Source organism: Hydrogenophaga defluvii, from assembly GCF_042665235.1.
Taxonomy (GTDB): Bacteria; Pseudomonadota; Gammaproteobacteria; order Burkholderiales; family Burkholderiaceae_C; genus Hydrogenophaga; species Hydrogenophaga defluvii_A.
Genome location: NZ_JBHTBZ010000024.1, coordinates 114,304 through 133,126, shown reverse-complemented (window position 1 = coordinate 133,126; position 18,823 = coordinate 114,304). Strand labels below are relative to the sequence as shown.

The 18,823-nt window shown below is 64.2% G+C and carries 21 protein-coding genes, 1 tRNA gene and 2 pseudogenes; 15 read left to right on the top strand and 9 right to left on the bottom strand.

Annotated elements, in window-relative coordinates; genetic code table 11:
- Positions 1–44 precede the first annotated feature (44 nt).
- The gene (locus ACFQU0_RS11175; protein ID WP_382200734.1) at positions 45–737 is read right to left on the bottom strand and encodes a transglutaminase-like cysteine peptidase; all 693 of its coding nucleotides are present in this window, start codon (positions 735–737) and stop codon (positions 45–47) included.
- A 226-nt stretch (positions 738–963) separates the two neighbouring features.
- Between ACFQU0_RS11175 and ACFQU0_RS11170 the strand changes: the two are divergent.
- Together ACFQU0_RS11170 and ACFQU0_RS11165 are read left to right on the top strand one after the other, a co-directional pair.
- A pseudogene (locus tag ACFQU0_RS11170) lies at positions 964–2,238 on the top strand (TolC family outer membrane protein); the annotation flags it as partial.
- Between the two features lie 78 nt (positions 2,239–2,316).
- Positions 2,317–2,805, top strand: a pseudogene (locus tag ACFQU0_RS11165) (OmpA family protein); the annotation flags it as partial.
- A gap of 62 nt (positions 2,806–2,867) precedes the next feature.
- Here the strand turns inward: ACFQU0_RS11165 and lipA are convergent.
- Genes lipA through ACFQU0_RS11145 form a run of 4 tightly spaced genes read right to left on the bottom strand, consistent with a single transcriptional unit; the run spans position 2,868 to position 5,686 of the window.
- Positions 2,868–3,827 carry a lipoyl synthase gene (lipA, locus tag ACFQU0_RS11160; RefSeq protein ID WP_382200732.1) on the bottom strand — a complete coding sequence of 320 codons (960 nt, stop codon included), beginning with the start codon at positions 3,825–3,827 and terminating at the stop codon, positions 2,868–2,870.
- Between the two features lie 6 nt (positions 3,828–3,833).
- Positions 3,834–4,502: a lipoyl(octanoyl) transferase LipB gene (lipB, locus tag ACFQU0_RS11155; RefSeq protein WP_382200730.1), complete on the bottom strand. Its 669-nt coding sequence runs from the start codon at positions 4,500–4,502 to the stop codon at positions 3,834–3,836.
- A 1-nt stretch (position 4,503) separates the two neighbouring features.
- Positions 4,504–4,779, bottom strand: a complete 276-nt coding sequence (locus tag ACFQU0_RS11150) for a DUF493 family protein (RefSeq protein WP_382200728.1) — start codon at positions 4,777–4,779, stop codon at positions 4,504–4,506.
- A gap of 16 nt (positions 4,780–4,795) precedes the next feature.
- Complete coding sequence (locus tag ACFQU0_RS11145; RefSeq protein WP_382200726.1) at positions 4,796–5,686, bottom strand: D-amino acid aminotransferase; 891 nt, start codon at positions 5,684–5,686, stop codon at positions 4,796–4,798.
- Positions 5,687–5,830: 144 nt separating this feature from the next.
- On the opposite strand from ACFQU0_RS11145, the gene ACFQU0_RS11140 reads away from it, so the two are divergent.
- The 9 genes from ACFQU0_RS11140 (at position 5,831) to ACFQU0_RS11100 (ending at position 13,217) form a co-directional block, all read left to right on the top strand.
- Positions 5,831–6,382, top strand: coding sequence for an ATP synthase subunit I (locus tag ACFQU0_RS11140; protein ID WP_382200724.1), 552 nt, complete (start codon positions 5,831–5,833; stop codon positions 6,380–6,382).
- 5 nt (positions 6,383–6,387) lie between these two features.
- Positions 6,388–7,260 (top strand): F0F1 ATP synthase subunit A, encoded by an 873-nt coding sequence (gene atpB, locus ACFQU0_RS11135; protein ID WP_382200722.1) that lies wholly within the window; start codon positions 6,388–6,390, stop codon positions 7,258–7,260.
- Positions 7,261–7,342: 82 nt separating this feature from the next.
- Positions 7,343–7,591, top strand: a complete 249-nt coding sequence (atpE, locus tag ACFQU0_RS11130) for a F0F1 ATP synthase subunit C (RefSeq protein WP_066261906.1) — start codon at positions 7,343–7,345, stop codon at positions 7,589–7,591.
- A gap of 108 nt (positions 7,592–7,699) precedes the next feature.
- Complete coding sequence (locus tag ACFQU0_RS11125; RefSeq protein ID WP_382200719.1) at positions 7,700–8,170, top strand: F0F1 ATP synthase subunit B; 471 nt, start codon at positions 7,700–7,702, stop codon at positions 8,168–8,170.
- 26 nt (positions 8,171–8,196) lie between these two features.
- Positions 8,197–8,727, top strand: a complete 531-nt coding sequence (locus tag ACFQU0_RS11120; RefSeq protein ID WP_382200718.1) for a F0F1 ATP synthase subunit delta — start codon at positions 8,197–8,199, stop codon at positions 8,725–8,727.
- A 65-nt stretch (positions 8,728–8,792) separates the two neighbouring features.
- Entirely contained in the window at positions 8,793–10,355 is a 1,563-nt protein-coding gene (gene atpA / locus ACFQU0_RS11115; protein WP_382200716.1) for a F0F1 ATP synthase subunit alpha, read from the top strand.
- 30 nt (positions 10,356–10,385) lie between these two features.
- On the top strand, positions 10,386–11,255 hold the full coding sequence (atpG, locus tag ACFQU0_RS11110) for a F0F1 ATP synthase subunit gamma (protein WP_382200714.1): 870 nt from the start codon (positions 10,386–10,388) through the stop codon (positions 11,253–11,255).
- 16 nt (positions 11,256–11,271) lie between these two features.
- Positions 11,272–12,678, top strand: a complete 1,407-nt coding sequence (atpD, locus tag ACFQU0_RS11105) for a F0F1 ATP synthase subunit beta (protein WP_382200712.1) — start codon at positions 11,272–11,274, stop codon at positions 12,676–12,678.
- Between the two features lie 122 nt (positions 12,679–12,800).
- Complete coding sequence (locus ACFQU0_RS11100; RefSeq protein ID WP_382200710.1) at positions 12,801–13,217, top strand: F0F1 ATP synthase subunit epsilon; 417 nt, start codon at positions 12,801–12,803, stop codon at positions 13,215–13,217.
- A 61-nt stretch (positions 13,218–13,278) separates the two neighbouring features.
- On the opposite strand, the gene ACFQU0_RS11095 is transcribed toward ACFQU0_RS11100, so the two are convergent.
- Genes ACFQU0_RS11095 through ACFQU0_RS11085 form a run of 3 tightly spaced genes read right to left on the bottom strand, consistent with a single transcriptional unit; the run spans position 13,279 to position 15,357 of the window.
- On the bottom strand, positions 13,279–13,818 hold the full coding sequence (locus ACFQU0_RS11095; RefSeq protein ID WP_382200708.1) for a TPM domain-containing protein: 540 nt from the start codon (positions 13,816–13,818) through the stop codon (positions 13,279–13,281).
- A gap of 22 nt (positions 13,819–13,840) precedes the next feature.
- A complete protein-coding gene (locus tag ACFQU0_RS11090) occupies positions 13,841–14,752 on the bottom strand; it encodes a TPM domain-containing protein (RefSeq protein ID WP_382200706.1) in 912 nt (303 codons plus the stop codon).
- On the bottom strand, positions 14,749–15,357 hold the full coding sequence (locus tag ACFQU0_RS11085) for a LemA family protein (RefSeq protein ID WP_382200704.1): 609 nt from the start codon (positions 15,355–15,357) through the stop codon (positions 14,749–14,751). Before ACFQU0_RS11085 ends, ACFQU0_RS11090 begins: the two co-directional genes overlap by 4 nt.
- 74 nt (positions 15,358–15,431) lie before the next feature.
- On the opposite strand from ACFQU0_RS11085, the gene ACFQU0_RS11080 reads away from it, so the two are divergent.
- Genes ACFQU0_RS11080 through ACFQU0_RS11070 form a run of 3 tightly spaced genes read left to right on the top strand, consistent with a single transcriptional unit; the run spans position 15,432 to position 17,485 of the window.
- The gene (locus tag ACFQU0_RS11080) at positions 15,432–15,869 is read left to right on the top strand and encodes a YybH family protein (protein ID WP_382200702.1); all 438 of its coding nucleotides are present in this window, start codon (positions 15,432–15,434) and stop codon (positions 15,867–15,869) included.
- Between the two features lie 4 nt (positions 15,870–15,873).
- The gene (locus ACFQU0_RS11075; protein ID WP_382200700.1) at positions 15,874–16,941 is read left to right on the top strand and encodes a YheT family hydrolase; all 1,068 of its coding nucleotides are present in this window, start codon (positions 15,874–15,876) and stop codon (positions 16,939–16,941) included.
- A complete protein-coding gene (locus tag ACFQU0_RS11070) occupies positions 16,934–17,485 on the top strand; it encodes a DUF2946 family protein (protein WP_382200698.1) in 552 nt (183 codons plus the stop codon). Before ACFQU0_RS11075 ends, ACFQU0_RS11070 begins: the two co-directional genes overlap by 8 nt.
- 54 nt (positions 17,486–17,539) lie before the next feature.
- On the opposite strand, the gene ACFQU0_RS11065 is transcribed toward ACFQU0_RS11070, so the two are convergent.
- The gene (locus tag ACFQU0_RS11065) at positions 17,540–18,385 is read right to left on the bottom strand and encodes a c-type cytochrome (protein ID WP_382200696.1); all 846 of its coding nucleotides are present in this window, start codon (positions 18,383–18,385) and stop codon (positions 17,540–17,542) included.
- Positions 18,386–18,595: 210 nt separating this feature from the next.
- Here ACFQU0_RS11065 and ACFQU0_RS11060 point away from each other — a divergent pair.
- A tRNA-Arg gene (locus ACFQU0_RS11060) sits at positions 18,596–18,671 on the top strand.
- Positions 18,672–18,823 lie beyond the last annotated feature (152 nt).

Genomic DNA, 18,823 nt, shown 5'->3' with positions numbered 1-18,823 from the left:
GGTGCGGGTCGGGTTGGATGCTGGGTGGGATGCGGGTGTGGCCATCACAGGCCCTCTTGTTTCATGCGCTCAAGCAGGTCGCGCCAGCGCGACAGGCGTGCCGTCGGGTCGCCCGACGAGGCGGCTTGACCGGCCACCCACAGGCCCTGCCCGTTGAAACTGAAAACGGGTGACAGGTCGGTGCGCGAAGAGGCGGGCCGTATGCTGCCGATCAGGTTGTCCAGAATCAGGGGTTCGGCCGTGGGCGTCTCAAAATAACCCAGCACCATGTGGGCTTCGCTGCGCCCGCCGATGTTGGCACGCACATAAATCATGCGGATTTTTTCGGCCGGGACACCGACCATGAGCAAGCTCATGTACTTGGCGATGGCGAAGTCTTCGCAATCACCGGCGCCTTGGCCAAAGAACTCCAGGGGCGTGGCCCAGTAGTCGTTTTGTCGCCAGACCACGATGTCGTTTTCAAACAACACGCGGCGGTTGAAAAACGTGTTGACGGTGCTGAGCTTTTCTTGCTCACCCAGTGCGCGGCTGTCGTCCATCATCTTGCGCCACGCCACCACCTGATCCACCGCCCGCTGACCGTAGCGCTCCATGGCGATCTGCTGCGTCTTGTCGAGCTGGGGCTGCGCCAGCGTCAGGCCGCCTATCAACGCACCGATGGCGCACACCACGGCCAGCGCGGCTTTGGGCGGGCGCTGGAGGCGGTGAACGGTTGACCAAAGGCGTGTGGGCTGCATCAAGTGGCGTGCTGGGGTCAAAACGGCAGCGAGCGGGTACCGAAGTTGACATTTGCGACTGTATGCCAAGCCAAATGCCGCCACAACCGCTTACAAAGAGCTACATTTCCCAAATGCAAAGTCTCTGAAAAAAATTTTTACACAGATTCGGAAATCACTTATAACGTTTTTCTTTGCAAAGAACGCTGGCACGTTGGTGTGCCTTTACAACCTTGGAGGTTTTTTTATGAACAGAGCAACACTGACAGCCGTGTGCGCCGCTGTGCTGGCCGCCACTGGCGTGGTGGCACACGCTCAAACCCTGCCGGCCCCGCTGGTGGAGGCGGCACGCAAGGCCGTTGTCAGCAACCCCGAAGTCCAGGCACGTTGGCATGCCCTGCTGGGCTCGGAGGCCGAGCGCAACGTGGCCAAGTCGGCCTACCTGCCTCAAATCGACCTGGATGCGGGTGTGGGCCGCGAGTGGCAGAAGCGTCCCGGTTCGTCGCAGATCGATTTCACCCACACCCGTGCGGGTGTGCAGCTCAACCAGATTCTGTTTGACGGCTTTTTCGCCCGCAATGAAGTGGCACGCCTGGGGCATGCCAAGCTGGTGCGCTATTACGAGCTGATCGACGCCTCGGAAACCGCCGCGCTGGAAGCCTTGCGCGCTTACGCCGACGTGGCGCGTTACAGCGAACTGGTGGAGCAGGCCAAGCAGAACTACATCGAGCACAAGCTCACCGCGCAGCAGTTGACCGAGCGCACCGACGCCGGCGTGACCCGCCGTGTGGACCTGGAGCAGGCCAATGGCCGTCTGGCCCTGGCCGAATCCAACCTGCTGACCGAAATTTCCAACCTGCACGATGTCAGCGCCCGTTACCTGCGCATCGTGGGTGAAAAGCCGGCTGCGACGCTGCCGCCGATTGCCGCCTCCGCCAAACTCGGTGGCCTGCCCGCCAGCGCCAGCGACGCCATGAAAAACGGCCTGGCCAGCAACCCGGCCCTGAACGCTGCCTACGAAAACGTGCTGGCCGCCAAGCTGGGCGTGGAAACCCGCAAGGCCGCCTACATGCCGCGCGTGGACTTCCGTGTGCGCCAGTCCTGGGACCGCAACCTCGATGGCGTCCAGGGCGGCTCGCGTGACGCCGCGGTGGAACTGCTGCTGAACTACAACCTGTACCGGGGCGGCGCCGACAAAGCCCGCGAGGTGCAGGCAGCCGAGTACCAGAACGAAGCGCGCAACCTGCAGGAAAAGGCCTGCCGCGACGCCCGTCAGACCCTGGCCATCGCGTACAACGACGTGGTCCGTTTGACCGAACAACTGGGCTACCTGGACCAGCACCGCCTTTCCACCGAAAAAGCCCGTGAGGCCTACCGCCAGCAGTTCGACATTGGCCAGCGCACGCTGCTGGACTTGCTGGACACGCAAAACGAGTACTTCGAAGCGGGTCGTGCCTACACCAACGCCTACTACAACCACTTCGTGGCTCAGGCGCGCACGCTGTCGAGCATGGGCAAACTGGTGCCTGCCCTCAACGTGGCCCGCCCCGACATGCCGACACCCAAGGACGTCGGGCAGGATCGCGATGGCATGGACCCGTCGGAACTGTGCCCCTTCGACACGCCTGACGTGTTGATGATCGACAAGACCAAGGCCGTGGCCGATGCGCCCCAGCGCGCGCGTCCGGCCCCTGCTCCGGCGGCGCCTGCGGCCGCTGCTGCGGCGCCTGCGGCCCGCACGACCTTTGCCGCCGATGCGTTGTTCGACTTTGCGAAGTCCGACCTCAAGCCCGAAGGCAAAACCGGCCTCGACGCGCTGATCACCAAGATCAAAGGCGTGAACCTGGACGTGGCCATCGCGGTCGGGCACACCGACTCGGTGGGCTCTGATGCCTACAACCAAGCCTTGTCTCTGGCTCGGGCGGAATCGGTGAAGGCGTACCTGGTCAGCCAGGGCATCCCGGCCGCGCGCATCAAGACCGAAGGCAAGGGCGAGAGCCAGCCGGTGGCCGACAACGCCACCGCCGAAGGCCGTGCCAAGAACCGCCGTGTCGAAATCGACGTGGTGGTGGCGCCTGCCAAGAAGTGATGCACGTCAGCCCATGAAAAAACCGCGCCACGGCGCGGTTTTTTCATGGGCGTTCGAAAGCCTCAGACGCCGGCCGCGTGGGCCTGCTGGTCGGCGTGGTAACTGGAGCGCACCATGGCGCCCACGGCCGCGTGCGAGAACCCCATCTCATACGCCTTTTCCTCGAACATCTTGAACGTGTCCGGGTGCACGTAGCGGCGCACCGGCAGGTGGTGGCCACTGGGTGCCAGGTACTGGCCGATGGTCAGCATTTCAATGTTGTGCTCTCGCATGTCGCGCATCACGGCCAGGATTTCCTCGTCGGTTTCGCCCAGGCCCACCATCAGGCCACTTTTGGTGGGCACGTGGGGGAACAGGGCCTTGAACTTCTTGAGCAGGTTGAGGCTGAACTGGTAGTCGGAGCCTGGGCGCGCTTCCTTGTACAGGCGTGGCACGGTTTCCAGGTTGTGGTTCATGACGTCGGGCGGCGCGGCTTTCAGTATCTCCAGCGCTCGGTCGTCGCGGCCACGGAAGTCGGGCACCAGCACCTCGATCTGCGTGGTCGGAGACAGCTCGCGCGTCTGACGGATGCACTCCACGAAGTGGCCGGCGCCGCCATCGCGCAGGTCGTCGCGGTCCACGCTGGTGATGACCACGTACTTGAGCTTGAGCGAGGCGATGGTTTTGGCCAGGTTGGCGGGTTCGTTCACGTCCAGCGGGTCGGGCCGGCCGTGGCCCACATCGCAGAAGGGGCAGCGGCGGGTGCACTTGTCGCCCATGATCATGAAGGTGGCCGTGCCCTTGCCGAAGCACTCGCCGATGTTGGGGCAACTGGCTTCCTCGCACACCGTCACCAGCTTGTTGGCGCGCAAGATGTCCTTGATTTCGTAGAAGCGGGTGGTGGGGCTGCCGGCCTTGACGCGGATCCAGTCGGGCTTTTTCAGCACCTCGCCGCGCTCGACCTTGATGGGGATGCGCGAGACCTTGTCGGCCGATTTCTGCTTGGCCGTGGGGTCGTAGGCGGGTGTGGTGGGTGCGTTCATGGATGTTCAGGGCGCCAGCAGCGCCCGCAGGTTCTGGCCCAACACGCCGGCAGCCGTCTGCCAGTCGGTTGGGACCCCGATTGTAGAAAGGTCCACCGTTTTCAAGCCCGCGTAGCCGCAGGGGTTGATGCGGCCGAAGGGTTCCAGGTCCATGGCCACGTTCAGGGCCAGGCCGTGGTAGGTCTTGTGGCGGCTGACCTTGATGCCCAGCGCGCTGATCTTGCCCAGGCCCCGGAAGGGGTCGTGCGCGGGCTGTGGATCGCGCAGGGCGGCGTGGTCGAACGGGTCGGCCAGGCGCACGTAGATGCCGGGGGCGCCCGCCACGCGGTGGCCGGTCACGCCAAAGTGCGCCAGGGTGCGGATGACCGCTTCTTCAAGCCGGTAGACGTACTCTTTGACGAAGTAGCCCGCGCGTTGCAGGTCGATCAATGGGTATGCCATCACCTGCCCGGGCCCGTGGTAAGTGACCTGGCCGCCCCGGTTGGTTTGCACCACGGGGATGTTGCCTGGCATGAGCAGGTGGTCGGCCTTGCCGGCCAGGCCCTGGGTGAACACGGGCGGGTGCTCGCACAGCCACAACTCGTCTTCGGTCGCCTCGGTGCGCTCGGCCGTGAAGGCCTGCATGGCATCGAAGGTGGGCAGGTAGTCCACCTGGCCGAGCTGGCGCGTGATCACGTCACAGGACCACTTTGACCATGGGGTGTGAGGACAACGTGCGGTACAGCTCGTCGAGCTGCTCGCGGCTGGTCACGCGCACGGTGATGGTCAGGCCCAGGTAGTTGCCGCCTTTGCTGGGGCGCTTTTCCATGGTGGCCGGGTCGAAGCCGGGGTCGAAGCCTTGCGCCACGATGGCGATGGCTTCGGCAAAACCGTCCACGTATGCGCCCATCACCTTGATGGGGAAATCGCTCGGGTACTCGATCAGCGACTGCTCGGGCGGGATGTCTCTCATGGCCTCATATCCTGGGTCAAACCGATTGTTCGGCCTTGGCGGTCTGGTAGCCGGCATGCAGGCGCGCGTACACCGGGCCCGGTTTGCCGTTGCCCACCGCCTGGCCGTCCAGGCGGGTGATGGGCAGCACCTCTTTGGTGGCCGAGGACAAGAGCAGCTCGTCGGCCGCCAGCACCTCGGCGCGCGTGATGGGGCGCAATTCGAAGGGGATGCCCTGCGCGGCGCAGATTTCTTCCAGCAGGCCAAAGCGGATGCCTTCGAGCACCAGCTGGTTTTTGGGTGGGCCCATCAGCACACCGTTTTTGACCACCCACACGTTGCTGGCGGCTGCCTCGCTCAGGTGGTCGCCCCGGAACATCACGGTTTCCAGCGCATCCTGGTCGGCGCTGATCTGACGCGCGAACACCGCGCCCAGCAGGCTGGTGCTCTTGATGTGGGCCTTCTGCCAGCGGAAGTCGTCGGCCGTCACGCAGGCCACGCCTTCGGTGCGTTGTGCTTCGGTGGGTGGCTTCATGGTGCTGGACATCACAAAAACGGTGGGTGCGACGCCTTCGACCATCACGTGGTCGCGCACGGCCACACCACGTGTGATCTGGATGTAGATGATCTGGTCCACCGCGCCGGTGCGCGCCGCGTGGTCGGTCAGCAGTTGGCGGGCGATGGCCAGCCATTGCTCACGCGACAGTGGGTTGCCCATGCGCAACTCGGCCAGCGAGCGGTCCAGGCGGGCCAGGTGCTGTTCCAGGCGGAAGATGCGACCGCCATAGGCCGGCAGCACCTCGTACACGCCGTCGCCAAAAATGAAACCGCGGTCGAGGACGCTGATCTTGGCGTCTTGCAGCGAACTGAATTCGCCGTTGAGGTAGCACAGGGTGTCGGGCAAGGAGGCGGGGGATGCGTTGTTCATGAACCGAATTATCCCGCCGCCGGCCGATGCCGCTGAGGCGGTGGCGAGCGGCTTGACGAATCCATGGGGTTTCTACGTATAATCGGCGGCTTTGCTGGCCTGGCTCACCGCGGGGCCGCGCTCGTAACCTCGCTGTAATTCAAGATGGCAACAATTGAAGACCCAGCAACAAGCGGCGCTGGCAAGCTGCAAAAGCCCATGCCTTCAACGGCATTCGAAGAAGCAGATGAGGCCGAGCAAGACGATTTCAAGCCGCTGACGCGCGAAGAGGCGCAGCAGTGGCGGCAACGGCAGCCACACGCTTCGGTGTGGGCTGTGTTGGGGTGGCAGGTGGTGTTGGCTGTGTTGGCGGCGTGTGTCGCGGCAGTGCTGACCCGCAGCCAGCCGGTGGTGGTCTCGTTGTTGTACGGGGCGGCTGCCGTGGTGGTGCCCACGGGCTTGATGGCCTGGGGCTTGACCAAAGGTGCGCTGTCAAAGCGCGCGGCTGGTGGGGCGCAGGCTTCGCTGGCGGGGTTTTTTGTGTGGGAAGGTGCCAAGCTGCTGCTGGCCATCGCCTTGCTGGCGTTGGCCCCCAGGCTGGTGGCCGACCTGAACTGGCTTGCCCTGGTGGCGGGCCTTGTGGTGGTTCTCAAGGCGTACTGGCTGGAGCTCTGGTTCCGGGCGCGACGCCTCAAACAAAACTGTGAATTGGGTTAACTGATATGGCAGCTGAAGGAATGACGGGGCCCACCCCAGGCGAGTACATCCGCCACCACTTGGTCCACCTGACCAACCAGAAGCAAGGTTTTATCGTTGACTTTTCGGTCATCAACCTGGATTCGGTGATCGTCAGCTCGGTGCTGGGTGCGCTGGTCTGTTTTGTTCTGTGGCGTGCTGCGCGCGCTGCCACGGCCGGTGTGCCGGGTCGTTTTCAGGCGGCCGTTGAAATGCTGGTCGAGATGGTGGACTCCCAAGCCAAGGGTGTGATCCACAACGCCGAGAGCCGCAAGCTGGTGGCTCCCATGGCGCTGACCGTGTTCTGCTGGATTTTTGCCATGAACTTCATGGACATGCTGCCGGTTGATGCGCTGCCTGCGCTGTGGCATGTGGCTGGCCCTGCCATGGGTTACCCCGACTACCTGCGCGTCGTGCTCACCGCTGACCTGTCCACCACGCTGGGTCTGTCGATCTCGGTGTTGCTGCTCTGCCTGTTTTACAACATCAAGATCAAGGGCTTTGGTGGCTGGACGCACGAGTTGGTGACCGCTCCGTTTGGTACCTCCAAGAATCCTGTTTGGGCACTGCTGCTGGGCGTGACCAACTTCCTGATGCAAATGATCGAGTTCGTGGCGAAGACGGTTTCGCACGGCATGCGGTTGTTTGGCAACATGTTCGCGGGTGAGCTGGTGTTCATGCTGATTGCGCTGCTGGGCGGTTTCGCCACGTTGTCGCTCACAGGTGGGCTCCTCTTCGTCGGACACCTGATCGCTGGCACGGTGTGGACCTTGTTCCACATCCTGGTCATCACCTTGCAAGCGTTCATTTTCATGATGTTGGCCCTGATTTATCTGGGTCAGGCACATGATGCGCACTGAAGACGCGCTTCAACCTCGCGTACTGTGTTTCGTTCCGTTCTTGTTTTTGTTTCTTAACTTTTATCCATCCTAAGGAGTCATCATGGAAAACGTTCTGGGTCTCGTCGCTCTGGCTTGCGGTCTGATTGTTGGTCTGGGCGCCATCGGCGCTTCCATCGGCATCGCGCTGATGGGCGGCAAATTCCTCGAGTCCTCGGCCCGTCAGCCTGAGCTGATGAACGACCTGCAAACCAAGATGTTCATTCTGGCCGGTCTGATCGACGCCGCCTTCCTGATCGGTGTGGCCATCGCCCTGTTGTTCGCCTTCGCCAACCCCTTCCAGCTGGCTTAATGGGTTTGCTGCGCTGCGTGGCCGACCGTCGTCCCGCCTGAGCGGGGCACGTCGCCGCGCCGCAGCAATGGCGTCAACACTCTTGTCCATCGACAGAAAGGCGTTGCGATGAATATCAATGCAACCCTGTTTGCGCAAGCCATCGTTTTTGCGATCCTGGTGTGGTTCACGATGAAGTTCGTGTGGCCCCCCATCGCCAAGGCGCTGGACGAACGCGCGCAGAAGATTTCCGAAGGCTTGGCCGCTTCCGAGAAGGCCAAGTCCGAACTGGCTGTGGCCAACAAGCGTGTGGAAGAAGAGTTGAGCAAGTCGCGCAACGAATCCGCCACCCGTCTGGCCGATGCCGAGCGCCGTGCCCAGGCTGTCATTGAAGAAGCCAAGGCCCGTGCCACCGAAGAGGCTGCCAAGATTGTGGCCGCTGCCCGCCAGGAAGCCGACCAGCAAATCGTGAAAGCGCGTGAAGCGCTGCGCGAAGAGGTGGCAGGTCTGGCCGTCAAGGGTGCCGAGCAAATCCTCAAGCGCGAAGTCAACGCCGGCGTCCACGCCGAGTTGCTGGGCCGCCTGAAGACCGAGCTCTGATCCGCGCAACGCCAGGAAACACGACCATGGCCGAACTCGCCACCATTGCTCGCCCTTACGCCGAAGCGCTTTTTCAAGCCGCCAAGGCAGACACCGCCACCGCTGCGGGCTGGCTCGACGAGCTGGCCGCCATTGCCGCCAACGAACAGCTGCGCCAGTACGCCGACAACCCCAAGGTGACGGCCCAGCAGGTGCTGGAGCTGTTTGTGGGTGTGGCCAAGCAGTCGCTGCCCGACATGGCACGCAATTTCTTGCAGGCCGTCATCGACAACGGCCGGGTGGCCGTGCTGCCCGAAATCGCCAGCCAATTCCACGCCCTGAAGAACGCCCAGGCCGGCACCGCTGACGCGGTCGTCTACAGCGCCTTCGAGATCGACAGCGCTGCACTGGCCGATCTGGCCCAGGTGCTGGAAAAGCGCTTTGCACGGCCGCTCAACCTGAGCGTGCAGCTGCAGCCCGATCTGATTGGCGGCATCCGCGTGGTGGTGGGTGACGAGGTGCTGGACACCTCCGTCAAAGCCCGTCTTGAACAAATGAAAGTGGCCTTGTCGGCCTGATGTCGGCTCCCGCCGCGAAGCGTCGCGCCTGAGCATCACAACCCTTACGAAAGAAGGAAAGAGCCATGCAACTCAATCCCGCTGAGATTTCTGAACTGATCAAGTCGCGCATCCAAGGTCTGGGCGCTGCGAGCGACGTGCGCAACCAGGGCACCGTGGTGTCCGTGACCGACGGCATCGTGCGCGTGCACGGCCTGTCGGACGTGATGCAGGGCGAGATGCTTGAATTCCCGGCCAACAAGGAGGGCGTGCCCTCGTTTGGTCTGGCGTTGAACCTGGAGCGTGACTCCGTGGGCGCCGTGATTCTGGGCGAATACGAGCACATCTCCGAAGGCGATACCGTCAAGTGCACGGGCCGCATCCTGGAAGTGCCCGTGGGTCCCGAGCTGGTCGGCCGCGTGGTGAACGCCCTGGGCCAGCCCATCGACGGCAAAGGCCCGGTCAACGCCAAGATGACCGACGTGATCGAGAAGGTTGCGCCCGGCGTGATCGCTCGCAAATCGGTTGACCAACCTGTGCAGACCGGCCTGAAGTCCATCGACTCCATGGTGCCCGTGGGCCGTGGCCAGCGCGAACTGATCATTGGCGACCGCCAGACCGGCAAGACCGCTGTGGCCATCGACGCCATCATCAACCAGAAGGGTCAGAACATGACCTGCGTTTACGTCGCGATTGGCCAAAAGGCCTCGTCGATCAAGAACGTGGTGCGTGCCCTGGAGCAAGCCGGCGCGATGGAATACACCATCGTTGTGGCCGCGTCTGCCTCCGAATCTGCTGCCATGCAGTACCTGTCGGCCTACTCCGGCTGCACCATGGGCGAGTACTTCCGCGACCGTGGCGAAGACGCCCTGATCGTGTACGACGACCTGTCCAAGCAGGCTGTGGCTTACCGCCAAGTGTCGCTGCTGCTGCGCCGTCCGCCAGGCCGCGAAGCCTACCCTGGCGACGTGTTCTACCTGCACAGCCGCCTGCTGGAACGTGCCGCCCGCGTGAACGCCGACTATGTCGAAGCCTTCACCAAAGGCGCCGTCAAAGGCAAGACCGGCTCGCTGACCGCGCTGCCCATCATCGAAACGCAAGCTGGCGACGTGTCCGCTTTCGTGCCGACCAACGTGATCTCCATCACCGACGGCCAGATCTTCTTGGAAACCAGCCTGTTCAACGCCGGTATCCGCCCCGCCATCAACGCCGGTATTTCGGTGTCGCGTGTGGGTGGTGCGGCTCAGACCGACCTGATCAAGAAGCAGTCCGGTGGTATCCGTACCGACTTGGCCCAGTACCGTGAACTGGCCGCTTTTGCGCAGTTCGCTTCCGACCTGGACGAGGCCACCCGCAAGCAGCTGGACCGCGGTGCCCGCGTGACCGAACTGCTCAAGCAGGCCCAGTACAGCCCGCTGTCCATTCCGCTGATGGCTGCGACCCTGTTCGCCGTGAACAAGGGTTACCTCGATGACATCGACGTCAAGAAGGTGCTGCCTTTCGAAGCCGGTCTGCACGCTTTCCTGAAGGACAAGCACGCTGCCCTGCTGCAAAAGATGGAAGCTGGCAAGGCGCTGGACAAGGACAAAGAAGCCGAAGCCCAACTGGCAGCCGCCATCGCCGACTTCAAGAAAACCGGCACGTACTGAACCGGCCCATTGACCCTTTAAGGAGCAGCAATGGCAGCAGGCAAGGAAATACGCGGCAAGATCAAATCGGTGGAAAACACCAAGAAGATCACCAAGGCCATGGAAATGGTGGCCGCGTCCAAAATGCGCAAGGCGCAGGACCGCATGCGTGCGGCCCGGCCCTACGCGGAAAAAGTGCGCCAGATCGCCGGCAACCTCAGCCGTGCGAACCCGGAGTACGTCCACCCCTTCATGGTGAAGAACGACGCCAAGACCGTCGGCTACATCGTGGTGACCACGGACAAGGGCTTGTGTGGTGGCTTGAACACCAACATCCTGCGCGCCGTGACCGGCCAGCTCAAGGACCTGCAGTCGCAGGGCCAGAGCGCCGAGGTCGTGGCCATCGGCAACAAGGGCCTGGGCTTCATGAACCGTGTGGGTGCCAAAGTGGTGTCGCACGTGACCGGCCTGGGCGACACGCCGCATCTGGACAAGCTCATCGGCCCCGTCAAGGTGCTCTTGGACGCGTACACCGAGGGCCGCATCAGCGCGGTTCACGTGTGCTACACCAAGTTCATCAACACGATGAAGCAGGAGTCGGTGATCGAGCAGTTGCTGCCCCTCAGTGCCCAGAGCCTGCAGGACAACAGCAACAAGGGCCACGACTGGGACTACATCTACGAACCCGATGCCCCGGCCGTGATTGATGACCTGCTGCTGCGCTATGTCGAAGCACAGGTCTACCAGGCCGTTGCCGAGAACATGGCGTCCGAGCAGTCGGCACGCATGGTGGCCATGAAGGCCGCCACCGACAACGCAGGCAGCGTCATCAGCGAACTCAAGCTGGTTTACAACAAAACCCGTCAGGCAGCGATCACGAAAGAACTTTCGGAAATCGTGGCCGGTGCGGCGGCAGTTTAATTTTTTGGAGCAAAACATGGCTCAAGTACAAGGCAAGATTGTTCAGTGCATCGGCGCCGTGGTGGACGTGGAATTCCCGCGTGACCAGATGCCCCGCGTTTACGACGCGCTGAAGATGGAAGGTTCCGCCCTGACGCTGGAAGTCCAGCAACAGCTGGGCGACGGCGTGGTGCGCACCATTGCGCTGGGCTCCTCTGACGGCCTGCGCCGCGGCATGCTGGTGACCAACACCCACGCCAACATCACCGTGCCCGTGGGCAAGGCCACCCTGGGCCGCATCATGGACGTGTTGGGTTCGCCCATCGACGAACGTGGCCCGGTCGACCAGACCCTGACCGCTCCCATCCACCGCAAGGCACCCGCTTACGACGAGCTGTCGCCTTCGCAGGAACTGCTGGAAACCGGCATCAAGGTGATCGACCTGGTGTGTCCCTTCGCCAAGGGCGGTAAGGTGGGCCTGTTCGGTGGCGCCGGTGTGGGCAAGACCGTGAACATGATGGAACTCATCAACAACATCGCCAAGGCCCACAGCGGTCTGTCGGTGTTTGCTGGTGTGGGCGAGCGCACCCGCGAGGGCAACGACTTTTACCACGAGATGGCCGACTCCGGCGTGGTGAACCTTGAAAACCTGAGCGAGTCCAAAGTGGCCATGGTCTACGGCCAGATGAACGAGCCGCCGGGCAACCGTCTGCGCGTGGCCTTGACCGGTCTGACCATCGCCGAGTCCTTCCGTGACGAAGGCAAGGACGTGCTGTTCTTCGTGGACAACATCTACCGCTACACCCTGGCCGGTACCGAAGTGTCCGCGCTGCTGGGCCGCATGCCTTCCGCCGTGGGCTACCAGCCCACCCTGGCCGAAGAAATGGGCCGCCTGCAAGAGCGCATCACCTCCACCAAGGTCGGCTCGATCACCTCCATCCAGGCCGTATACGTGCCAGCGGATGACTTGACCGACCCGTCGCCTGCCACCACCTTCGCCCACTTGGATTCCACCGTGGTGCTGTCGCGTGACATCGCTTCGCTGGGTATCTACCCCGCTGTGGACCCGCTGGACTCCACCAGCCGCCAGCTGGATCCGCTGGTGGTGGGCCAGGAGCACTACGAAACCGCCCGCGCCGTGCAAGGCACGCTGCAGCGCTACAAAGAACTGCGCGACATCATCGCCATTCTGGGCATGGACGAACTGGCGCCTGAGGACAAGCTGGCCGTGGCCCGTGCCCGCAAGATCCAGCGTTTCCTGTCGCAGCCCTTCCATGTGGCCGAGGTTTTCACCGGCTCGCCTGGCAAGTACGTGCCGCTGTCGGAAACCATCCGCGGCTTCAAGATGATCACCGCCGGTGAGTGCGATCACTTGCCCGAGCAGGCCTTCTACATGGTCGGCACCATCGACGAAGCCTTCGAAAAGGCCAAAAAGGTGGCGTAAAGCGGCGCCCCGGGGCGTCTGGCGTTGTTGCCGTGCTCGCCGTACCTCAGTACGGTTGTGCGCGGCGCGTAGCCAGTCACCCCGCTGCTTGCTTTCCACTCACCTTTTAAACTGGAGTAACTATGAGCACCATCCAAGTCGATGTGGTGAGCGCCGAAGCCTCGATCTTCAGCGGCCAGGCCAAGTTTGTGGCCCTGCCCGGTGAAGCAGGCGAGCTGGGCATCCTGCCCGGGCACGTGCCGCTGATCACCCGCATCAAGCCCGGTGCCGTGCGCATCGAAAAGGCCGACGGCGATGAAGAGTTCGTGTTCGTCGCCGGTGGCATCCTTGAAGTGCAACCGCACCACATCACGGTGCTGAGCGACACGGCCATCCGTGGCCATGACCTCGACGAAGCCAAGGCCAACGAAGCGCGTAAATCTGCCGAAGAGGCGCTTAAGAACGCCAAGAGCGACATCGATCTGGCCAAAGCACAGTCGGAGTTGGCCGTCATGGCGGCTCAGATCGCCGCGCTGCGCAAGTTCCGTCAGAAGAAGTGAGCGTTTGACGCAGAACCGAAAAAAACCGGCCATGAGCCGGTTTTTTTGTGGTCAGAACGCCTCAGACCCGCACGATGGTGTTGCTGAGTTGGTTGGCGCCACGTCCACGCGCAGCAGCGTCGGTGGGCTCGGGGAAGTGGGTGGCCAGCAGTGATGTCACTTCGGCCATGGCGGTGCCCAGGCCTTGCTCGAAATCACCGGCTTTGAGTTGACCCGTCAGTTGCGCCACCAGCTTGTCCCAGTGCGAGGCGGGCACCTGGCGCGCCAGGCCGCGGTCGGCCACCACCTCGATGTGGCGTTCCGCCAGCAGCAGGTAGATCATCACGCCGTTGTTGTGTTCGGTGTCCCACACCCGCAGCCGGCCAAACCAGCTCATGGCGCGTTGGCGCATGGCCTGTTGCAGTGTCAAGTCGGGGCCCAGCCGCCAGAGGTAACTCAGGGGCAAGGCCGCCTCCACCACCACGCGCACCTCGCCGGTATGCCGTGCCTCACTGAGCGCCACCTGTTGTTCAAGGCGAGCGGCCATATCGTCTGGGACCACCCGCAGCGTGTCGCGCTGGTCGCGCCAGCGGTGTTTGAGCATGAGAAGAAAACGGTTCATGCCGGGTTCAGAGTTGTGCACATCACCAGTCGCCCGAGGCGCCACCGCCGCCAAAGTCACCGCCACCGCCCGAGCTGAAACCACCGCCGCCGCTGCCGCCGTCACCACCCCAACTGCCGCCACCTGACGGGCCTGCGTGCCAGCCGCCGTTGCGTCCGCGGCCCGCGCCTGCCGACGGCAGCGAAGGCAGCAGTTGCAGGAACAGGGTTGCCACGGCCGCCACCATGCCAGCAGCCGCTGCCAACCACCAGGCCTGGCTCAACCACCAGGCCAAGGCGCCGGCCCCCAGACCGGCCAGCAGCGCGCCCATGGGGGCACCGAACACACGCCTCAACACAGATGCAGCGACCGGGCCGCCGAAGAACAACAGCAACAGCCACTCTTCCAGGCCCAAGCCCAGGCCAGCGCCGCTGTCAGCTGTTGGCTCTGGCGTGGGCAAGGCCTCACCGGCGATGACGGCAGACAGGCGGTCGATGCCAGCGTGCAGCCCAGCGGCGTAATCGCCTCGGCGGAAGGCGGGCGTCACCGCTTCGTCGATGATGCGTTTGGCCAGCAAATCGGGCAAGGCACCTTCCAGTGTCTTGGCCGGGGCGATGCGCAGGCGTCGGTCGTTTTTGGCGACAACAAACAAAATGCCGTCACCCACATCGCGGCGCCCGAGTTTCCAGGCATCACCCAGGCGCTGGGTGTAATCGGCGATGTCTTCGGGCGCGGTGGTGGGCACCAGCACCACCACCACTTGTGCGCCGCGTGTCTGCTCCAGCTGGGCCAGTTTGGCGGTCAAGGCGGCCTGCGTGGCGCCGTCCAGTGTGCCCGTCTGGTCGATGACACGACCGCTCAAGGGCGGCAGCGGCAAGACCGCTTGCGCGCCGGCCAGCCCCAGGCTGCCCAGCCACAGCAGTGCGCCGGCCAGCCAAGGCCACCACAGCCTCATGGCTTGTTGAAGTCCACCTTGGGCGGGGCCGAAATGGCGGCCTCGTCGGCCACCGTGAAGCCCGGTTTGACGCTGTAGCCGAACACCATGGCCGTGAGGTTGGTGGGGAAGCTGCGCGCGAGCACGTTGTATTCCTGCGTGGCGGCGATGAAGCGGTTGCGTGCCACGGTGATGCGGTTTTCCGTCCCTTCAAGCTGCACCCGCAAATCGGCAAAAGCGGCGTTGGCCTTGAGGTTCGGGTACTGCTCGGCCACCACCAGCAGGCGACTCAGCGCACTGCCCATGTTGGCCTGCGCGGCCTGGAAGTTCTTCATCGCCTCGGGGTTGTTCACCATCTCGGGTGTCATCTGGATGGCGGTGGCCTTGGCGCGGGCTTCGATGACCTTGGTCAGCGTCTCCTGCTCGAAGCTGGCCTCGCCCTTGACGGTGGCGACGATGTTGGGAATGAGGTCGGCGCGCCGCTGGTACTGGTTGAGAACCTCGGCCCAGGCCGATTTGGCGCTTTCATCCAGGCGCTGGAAATCGTTGTAGCCACAGCCCACGAGGCTGCTGGCGAGCAGCAGCGCGGCAAGATAGCGCCAGAGCGCACCCGTTGTAGAACGCATTCAATCCTCCTCAGACCGGTGTGGTTGCGCGACTATACCGCTGAGGTGCACGGCACAGCCTGCAAAATAGCCCCATGCGCAAACCCAAACTCCCACCCGGTACACCCGATGACATCGAGCAGGCCTTTTACGAGGCCTTGCAACTCGGCGACATCGACCGCCTGATGACCTGCTGGGCCGACGAAGAAGACATTGTGTGTGTGCACCCGGGCGGCCCGCGTTTGGTGGGCAGCGCTGCCATCCGCGCCGCGTTTGAGGCCATGTTTTCAGGTGGCAGCATCCGTGCCTACCCCGAGCAGGTGCTGCGTCTCACGGCCCATGGCTGCAGCGTGCACAACGTGGTGGAGCGTGTCGAACTGCTCAGCGACGACGGTCTGCGTCGCGCCTACGTGATGGCCACCAACGTGTACGTCAAAACCGCCCAGGGGTGGCGTCTGGCCACCCACCACGCCAGCCCCGGCCAGTTGGACGCGCCCGCCGACGTGGGCAGCGGCCCAGCCGTGTTGCACTGACCCCATGAACGGGCCCCACAGCCACACCCTGGCTCACGCCCCTTGGCGCGCACCTCGTGCGCTGCCGCAGCCGCCGGGCGCAGCGCCCGGGTGGCTGCCCGGCGGGCACGCCCAGACCATATGGGCTGCCCTGTTCGCGCGCCGGTTTGTGGGCAGCGCGCCTGTATACCGACGCGAGCGATGGACGACCCCCGATGCCGACTTCGTGGACGTGGACCATGCCACCCATGTGGTGGCCGACTCAGCGCCCGTGCTGGTGTTGTTTCACGGCCTGGAGGGCTCGTCGCGCAGCCACTATGCTGAAGCCTTTGCCGATGTGGCACACGAACACGGCCTGGCTTACGTGGTGCCCCACTTCAGAGGCTGCTCGGGCGAGCTCAACCTGGCGCCACGCGCCTACCACTCGGGCGACCACGCAGAGATCGACTGGATGTTGCGCCGCTTGCGCGCGCAATACGTCGGCCGCCCTCTGCTCGCGGTGGGGGTGTCTCTGGGCGGCAATGCGCTGATGCGATGGGCGGCCGAGCATGGCGCGGCCGCTGGCGAGGTGGCCGATGCGGTCGCCGCCGTGTGTTCGCCCATCGATCTGGCGGCCGGCGGTCATGCCATCGGGCGCGGCTTCAACCGGCAGGTGTACACCCGCATGTTTCTGCGCTCCATGGTGCCCAAGGCGCTGGCCAAGCTGGCCCAGCACCCGGGCCTGTTCGACCGCGACAAGCTGCTGGCGGCGCGCGACCTGTACGCCTTCGACAATGTGTTCACCGCACCGCTGCACGGTTTTCGCAACACCGAAGACTACTGGCGACGCGCCTCCGCGCAACCGCTGCTGCCGCAGGTGCGCGTGCCAGCGCTGGTGCTCAACGCCCGAAACGACCCCTTTGTGCCGGCCAGCTCCCTGCCCGCCGCACAGGCCGTGGGACCGTCTGTGACGCTGTGGCAGCCGCCGCAGGGCGGGCATGTGGGCTTTCCTGCCTCGTTGCCCCCTTGGGGTCTTCCGGGCCACGTGCGTGCCATGCCCGAGGCGGTCACCCATTGGCTGCTGTCGCAGCTGTCAGGAGCTTCCCATGGATGAGATGGTCAAGGCCGCGCTGGCCAAATGGCCCAACGTGCCCGATTGCTATGGCTGGTTGGGCCTGGACAGCCGGGGCCAGTGGTTCATGCGCGACGACCGTGCTCAGGCCTGCGGGCCTTTTGCCGGCCTCGGGGCCAACGAGGCCAGCAAGGGCTCGCTGTTGCGGCACGACAAGCTGATCGACTTCATCGGCCGCAACTACGAGGCAGACACGCACGGGCAGTGGTTTTTCCAGAACGGCCCGCAGCGCGTTTACGTGGAGCTGGAACAGGCGCCTTGGGTCTGGCGCGTGGACGACGCGGGCACCGTCCAATCGCACACCGGGCGCGCGGCCGTCATCCAGGCGGTGTTTGTGGATGAAGCGGGGCATGTGCTGCTGGACACCGACCTGGGACTGGGGTTGGTGCACACGCAGGACGTCGGGCGGGTGGCCGAGCTGATCGAGCGTGGCCAATGGCCCGAGCCGACCGAACTGGCCTCGGCCACACTGCCCAGCCGCTTCGGTTTTGTGCTCAGTCCAGCTGAGGCCAAGCAGGCCACTTGAGACGAAAAAAAGCCGCTCGTGGAGAGCGGCGTTTTCAGTGCGCGTGGCGCGCGTTCACTTGACGCTGGCGAGCATGAATTCGACTGCGGCTTTGATGTCCGCGTCGGAGGCGCTGGAGCCACCGCGTGGGGGCATGGCATTTTTGCCTTTGATGACGGAGGCAGTCAGGCCGTCCACACCGGCACCCAGGCGTGCGGACCAGCCGGCCTTGTCGCCCAGTTTGGGGGCGCCCGCCACACCGGCTGCGTGGCAAACGGCGCAGGCTTGTTTGTAGAGCGCTTCGCCACCGGCGGCGGCCACGGGGGTGGCAGCGGCTGGTGCTGCTGCGGGCGCAGGCGCGGCTGCGGCGGGGCTTGCGGCAGCCACCGGGGCAGCAGCTGGGGCTTCGGCCGCAGGGGCAGCACCAGCGGCGGGCTGGGGCACGTCGAACTTGGCACCGCCCGCGTTGGCCATGTGCACCACGGCGCGGCCAATTTCCACGTCGTTGAAGTCGCCACCACCTTGCGCACCCATGGCGCCCTTGCCCTTGAGGGCCGAGGTCAGCAGGGCTTCGTAGCCGGTCTTGATGCGCGCACCCCACGCGGCTGCGTCACCCAGCTTGGGGGCGCCCGCCAAACCAGCGTCGTGGCAAGCCGCGCACTGCGCCTTGTACACCTCTTCACCGGCGCGCAGCGGGCGGTTGGCATCACGCAACTCCACCGAGCCCACGGGCTGGATGCGTTGTGCGGTGGCCAAGGCCTGGTCGCTGGCACCCGCGGCGGGCTTGTTGCCCGAGGTCACGTAGTACACAAGGCCGATGATGATGAACACCGGCAGCACAAATGAGAAGAAGGACGTCCACAGCAGTTGCTGGGGCGTCTTGATGGGGCCGGTGTGGGAATCGTGCGCGTTGTCGCTCATGGCGTCCTCAGTGGGGCTCAAGGGGAATGGGGGTCGCGTGGCCGAGGCCTGTTGCACCGCGGCCCAAGCGTGAGGGTGTCACGCGATGGAGGCGTGTCGGGACCGGCCGCGATTATAGCCAAGGGCCTTGCCCCCTTGAGCCAGCGGGCGCGACGTGAGTCAGACCCGGCCGCTGGGCTGTGAGAGAATACGGGCGCTTTACAGCACCGTGCGGCTGTAGCTCAGTGGATAGAGTATCGGCCTCCGAAGCCGAGGGTCGTGGGTTCGATCCCCGCCAGCCGCACCACACCTCACGAATTGCGATAGTGACCACTACCCGACGGGCCATGGAAGACAGCGGGCCACCGGTCAAATGGGCGTGTGTTTTGGGCCACGGGTGATTTCGGGCTTTTCGTCACCGTGGCAACATATCCAAAGTCCGTGGCCCACGGCTCGACC